Annotated in this window: 1 protein-coding gene and 1 pseudogene; both read left to right on the top strand. The window is 39.8% G+C overall.

All coding sequences use genetic code 11. The features are described from left to right. Positions 1-348, top strand: a pseudogene (locus tag GMD1S_RS07950) (ABC transporter ATP-binding protein); the annotation flags it as partial. Positions 349-588: 240 nt separating this feature from the next. Then, on the top strand, positions 589-1,147 hold a 559-nt coding region (locus GMD1S_RS07945; protein WP_272942510.1), incomplete at its 3' end, for an Ig-like domain-containing protein.

Genomic DNA, 1,147 nt, shown 5'->3' with positions numbered 1-1,147 from the left:
GAACTCAGCGGAGGGATGCGCCAGCGTGTAGCCTTGCTTCGGACCTATCTTTTTGGACACAAGCTCTTTCTTTTAGATGAGGCTTTTAGCGCCTTGGACGAGATGACCAAGATGGAACTCCACGCTTGGTATCTGGAGATTCATAAGCAGTTGCAGCTGACGACCCTCATCATCACGCATAGTATTGAAGAGGCCCTCAATCTCAGCGACCGTATCTACATTCTAAAAAATCGGCCGGGACAGATTGTTTCTGAAGTCAAACTAGATTGGTTCCAGAGCGAAGACAAGGAAGTCCAAAAAATTGCCTATAAACGTCAAATCTTAGCGGAATTGGGATTAAATACTTAGATTCTTAGAACAATATTATATATTAAGTCCAAGCAAGAACCCTGCTTGGATTTAATTGTTTCAAAGCTTATGCGGACGTGGGATTGGCTGACTTATCCATCTATCTGATAAGTTAATATAAAAATTAGCACATTATAGTTGACATACTGTTATAGACCTGTATAATATAATTGAACCATTATAGACAATAAGGAGGATAATGTGGTGAAAAAGAGAACTAGTAAACTCTTTCGTTGCTTGATGGCCTTGCTACTGGTTGTGTCGGTCTTTTTGCCTGCACTAAGACTTAATGGAGTAGTTAGTGCTGCCGAAAAAACTGAATCAGAGTACACTTTGACTACAGAGCCGACGATTAATACGAACCGATTAGTCGATCATGCCAAATATGGAGAAGGTAAGTTCTATCTTAAAACAACTTACGCATTCCCAGACAATGTAACTCTGAATAACGGTGATTTCATGGTTTATCACGTTCCAAATGAGTTCAAAATCGAAGTAGATTCTAGTACAGATTTGAAAGCTCCGAACGGTGAAACGATTGCAAAACTGACAACAGAGAAGGCAACGAATACTGCTAAGATTACAGTAACAAACGAAGAGTACTTTAAGAAGTTTAATGAGAACAAACAAATTGTTGCATCATTTACTGTGGTATGGGCAGACCATGTTGAAAAGAACAAGGAATATGAAATCAACATTCCTGGTGCAGGAGTTTACCATTTGACTCGTATCGTTCCAGACGTTGACCCAACTGGATTTACTAAATGGGGAGTTCAAGACTCAGACGATCCTAACTATG

Origin of the sequence: Streptococcus sp. GMD1S (assembly GCF_000296875.1) — a bacterium.
GTDB lineage: Bacteria > Bacillota > Bacilli > Lactobacillales > Streptococcaceae > Streptococcus.
Note: the sequence above shows the minus strand (reverse complement) of the source record. Positions and strands in the feature narration are given on the sequence as shown.